We start from the raw sequence: 3,498 nt of genomic DNA, 5'->3' as shown, positions 1-3,498 counted from the left end.
GGATCTTCGCTTCGAGCTGCTGCGCGCGGGCGAGGCCGAATGCTTCGGGCGTCTCGCCGGCTGCCGCTTCGCCGAAGAAATACGGCTGATCGATGTGCACGATGTGCTCGACCTTCGACGGCATCTGCTCGTGCATGTAGCCCATCCCGCCGAGCGTGCCCCCCGCGATCGTCGAGCCGTGATAGCCGTTCTTGCGCGAGATCACGACCTTCTTCTGCGGCTTGCCTTGCACGCGCCAGTACTGATGCACGAGACGCAGCACGGTGTCGTTGCCTTCCGAGCCGCTGTTGCAATAGAAGAAGTGGTTGAAGCCGGCGGGCGTGACTTCCGCGAGCATCGCGGAAAGCTCGATCACCGGCGGATGCGTGGTCTTGAAGAACGTGTTGTAGAACGGCAGTTCCTGGATCTGGCGATACGCGGCGTCGGCGAGCTCCTTGCGGCCGTAGCCGACGTTCACGCACCACAGGCCGGCCATCCCGTCGATCACCTTGTTGCCGTCCGAGTCCCACAGATAGACGCCGTCGGCCTTCACGATCACGCGGCTGCCAGCGCGGTTGAGCGCGCCCATGTCGGAGAACGGGTGAATGTGGTGCGCGGCGTCGAGCGCGCGGTATTCGGCGGTCGTGCGTGCCTGCGTCGCGCGCGGCGCGGCGGCCGCGGCGCTCGGCGCGGCCGGCTGGACCCAGGCAGATTCGTTGCGGTAAGTCATGTTTCCTCCGTGATTCCGTATGCGGTTGGCACGCTTACACGTGCAGCAGCAGATGGCGGCGTTCCCACGAGCTGATCACGCGGAAGAACGCTTCGTATTCGGTTTCCTTCAGCGCGAAGTACGCCTTGAGGAACTTGGGCCCGAGGATCTCGCCGAGCGGCTCGCACGCGGCCATCAGCGTCAGCCCTTCCTCGAGGTTGCGCGGCAGCTGGTACGGCAGGCTGTAGCCGTCGCTCACCAGCGGCTCAGTCGGCTCCAGGCGCTGCGTCATGCCGAGATAGCCGGCCGCCAGCGTCGCCGCGAGCGCGAGGTACGGATTGCAGTCGACACCGGGGATGCGGTTTTCGATGCGGCGCGCGGCCGGGCCGGAATGCGGAATGCGGAACCCCACCGTGCGGTTGTCGTAGCCCCACTGCACGTTGATCGGCGCGGCCATGAAGCGCGACAGGCGGCGGTACGAATTGATGTACGGCGCGAAGATCGGCATCAGCGCCGGCGTGTACTTCTGCAGCCCCGCGAGGTAGTTGTAGAACATCGACGTCGCGCCGCCGGTCTCCGGTGACGTGAACAGGTTCTGCCCCGTTTCCTCGTCGACGATGCTCTGGTGCACGTGCATCGCCGAGCCCGGTTCGTCTTCCATCGGCTTGGCCATGAACGTCGCGTACATGTTGTGACGCAGCGCGGCCTCGCGCACCGTGCGCTTGAACAGGAACACCTGGTCGGCCAGCGACAGCGCGTCGCCGTGCATGAAGTTGATCTCCATCTGCGCGGCGCCGACTTCGTGGATCAGCGTGTCGATGTCGAGGTTCTGCGCTTCGCAGTACTCGTAGATGTCCTCGAACAGCGGATCGAATTCGTTGACGGCCTCGATCGAATACGACTGGCGGCCCGTTTCAGGGCGGCCCGTGCGACCGACCGGCGGGCGCAGCGGCAGGTCGGGGTCCTTGTTCATGTCGACCAGGTAGAACTCGAGCTCCGGCGCCACGACCGGTTTCCAGCCCTTCGCCTTGTACAGGTCGAGCACGCGGCGCAGCACGTAGCGCGGCGAGATCTCGACCGGCGAGCCGTCGAAATGCACGCAATCGTGGATCACCTGCGCGGTCGGGTCCACGGCCCACGGGATCAGGCGGATCGTCGACGTGTCGGGCACACACACCATGTCGGGGTCGGTCACGCCGGTGAGCGAGCCGTCTTCCGGATAGTCGCCGGTGACGGTCTGCACCATCACGGCTTGCGGCAGGCGCATCGATTCGCCGGACGTGAACTTGTTGCGCGGCGTGATCTTGCCGCGCGCGATGCCGGCCATGTCGGGAATGATCGCTTCGATCTCGGTGATCCGGTGCTGCTTCAGAAAGTCTTCGATGTCTTGCATGTCTGTTCTCGTTGTCTGGTGGGCGCGCTCAGGCGAGCGCGGCGGCGGCCATGGCGCGCGTGCGGGCGGCGCGGCGGGCGCGGCAGGCATCGCCGAAGGCGCGGAAGATCGCGCTCGACAGCGGGTCCTGCGCATGCCGCCATTCCGGATGCCACTGCACGGCCAGCGCGAAAGCCGGTGCGTCGACGACGCTCACGGCCTCGATCAACCCATCCGGCGCGACCGCCTCGATGGCGAGGCCGGAGCCGAGCTGCGCGATGCCCTGCTTGTGCAGCGAGTTCACGTGCACTTCGTCGCGGCCGCCGGCGAGCGCATGCAGCTTGCCGCCGGGCGTCAGGCGCACGACGTGCGCGGGGCCGTATTGCGTGTCCATCGGCGCGTCGTCGTCCTCGCGGTGATCGGCGAAGCCGGGCACTTCATGCACGCGCTGGTGCAGCGTGCCGCCGCAGACGACGTTCAACTCCTGGAAGCCGCGGCACACGGCGAGCACGGGCACGCCGGCGACGATGGCCGCGCGCAGCAGCGGCAGCGTCGTCGCGTCGCGCGCCGGGTCGTGCTTCGTGCCCGGTGCGCTCGGTTCGCCGCCATAGAGATGCGGCTCGACGTTCGAGTAGCTGCCGGTAAACAGCAGCCCGTCGACCGCGTCGAGCACGTCGGCGCTCGACTGGCGCTCGCCGAGGGCCGGCAGCACCATCGCGAGCGCATGCGCGCCGTCGACGATCGCGGCGACGTACTTGTCGCCGACCGTATGCGACGCGTGCGCGCCGATCTGGGTGAGGTCGGCGGTGATGCCGACGAGAGGTTTCCTTTCCATGACGTCTTCAGTAATCCGTAGGGACGTGACGTGCACCGAGCCGGATGCGGCAAAACGCAGGCGCGACACGACCCCGCAGCCGGGCGCAAGGCGCACGGCCGCTGGTGAATGGGCGCAACGGGATGGCGTGGCGATCCGCGCTGCGCGCGACGGTCAGGCCGTCGTTCGTTTCATTGCGATACGCGACGCGGCAATGCATGCGCGAACGCGTGCCGTCACCGCACGGACGATGCGGTTGGCGAATCGACAGAAAAAACGAACGACGTGAAGAAAGGAGAGGCGCTACGGCAGCAGCGACGCCACTTCGTCGGTATCGACGGCGACGAATGCGCGTGCGGAAACGGCGTTGTGGCGCCGAACGGAACGACGGGACAGGATGGTGTAGATCGACAGGTGAAGCAGGCGAGGACTATGCCAGCCGCAACTGCCGTCGGAAGCGGGAACGGCGCTGCGCAAACTTCGCACATCGCCTCGATCCCACCTCACCAGAGGGCCACGGACTCTCACGATTACACTCGACTGGTTTGTTGAAAGTATTGAACACCCGATCGTTTCGACGCGCTGGGCGTTTAAAATAATCAAGGTGCCGGCCCCGCATCATTT

Annotated in this window: 4 protein-coding genes; all 4 read right to left on the bottom strand. The window is 66.3% G+C overall.

What is annotated here, in order from left to right; translation table 11 throughout:
- The coding region (locus JMF90_RS29395) for an aminotransferase class III-fold pyridoxal phosphate-dependent enzyme (protein ID WP_201325772.1) at positions 1–709 on the bottom strand (709 nt) is incomplete at its 3' end.
- A 34-nt stretch (positions 710–743) separates the two neighbouring features.
- The gene (locus JMF90_RS29390; RefSeq protein WP_012329373.1) at positions 744–2,081 is read right to left on the bottom strand and encodes a glutamine synthetase family protein; all 1,338 of its coding nucleotides are present in this window, start codon (positions 2,079–2,081) and stop codon (positions 744–746) included.
- A 28-nt stretch (positions 2,082–2,109) separates the two neighbouring features.
- Positions 2,110–2,895, bottom strand: a complete 786-nt coding sequence (locus JMF90_RS29385) for a gamma-glutamyl-gamma-aminobutyrate hydrolase family protein (protein ID WP_054928128.1) — start codon at positions 2,893–2,895, stop codon at positions 2,110–2,112.
- Between the two features lie 282 nt (positions 2,896–3,177).
- A complete protein-coding gene (locus tag JMF90_RS40320; RefSeq protein WP_006488040.1) occupies positions 3,178–3,360 on the bottom strand; it encodes a hypothetical protein in 183 nt (60 codons plus the stop codon).
- Between the last annotated feature and the right edge of the window lie 138 nt (positions 3,361–3,498).

The sequence above is a fragment of the Burkholderia sp. E168m23 genome (assembly GCF_016586125.1).
Taxonomy (GTDB): Bacteria; Pseudomonadota; Gammaproteobacteria; order Burkholderiales; family Burkholderiaceae; genus Burkholderia; species Burkholderia orbicola.
This window is presented reverse-complemented; position numbering and strand designations above follow the sequence as displayed.

Excerpts from the sequence above, each read along its gene's own strand:
- JMF90_RS29390 (WP_012329373.1), bottom strand. The coding sequence starts at position 2,081 with ATGCAAGACATCGAAGACTTTCTGAAGCAGCACCGGATCACCGAGATC.
- JMF90_RS29385 (WP_054928128.1), bottom strand. The coding sequence starts at position 2,895 with ATGGAAAGGAAACCTCTCGTCGGCATCACCGCCGACCTCACCCAGATC.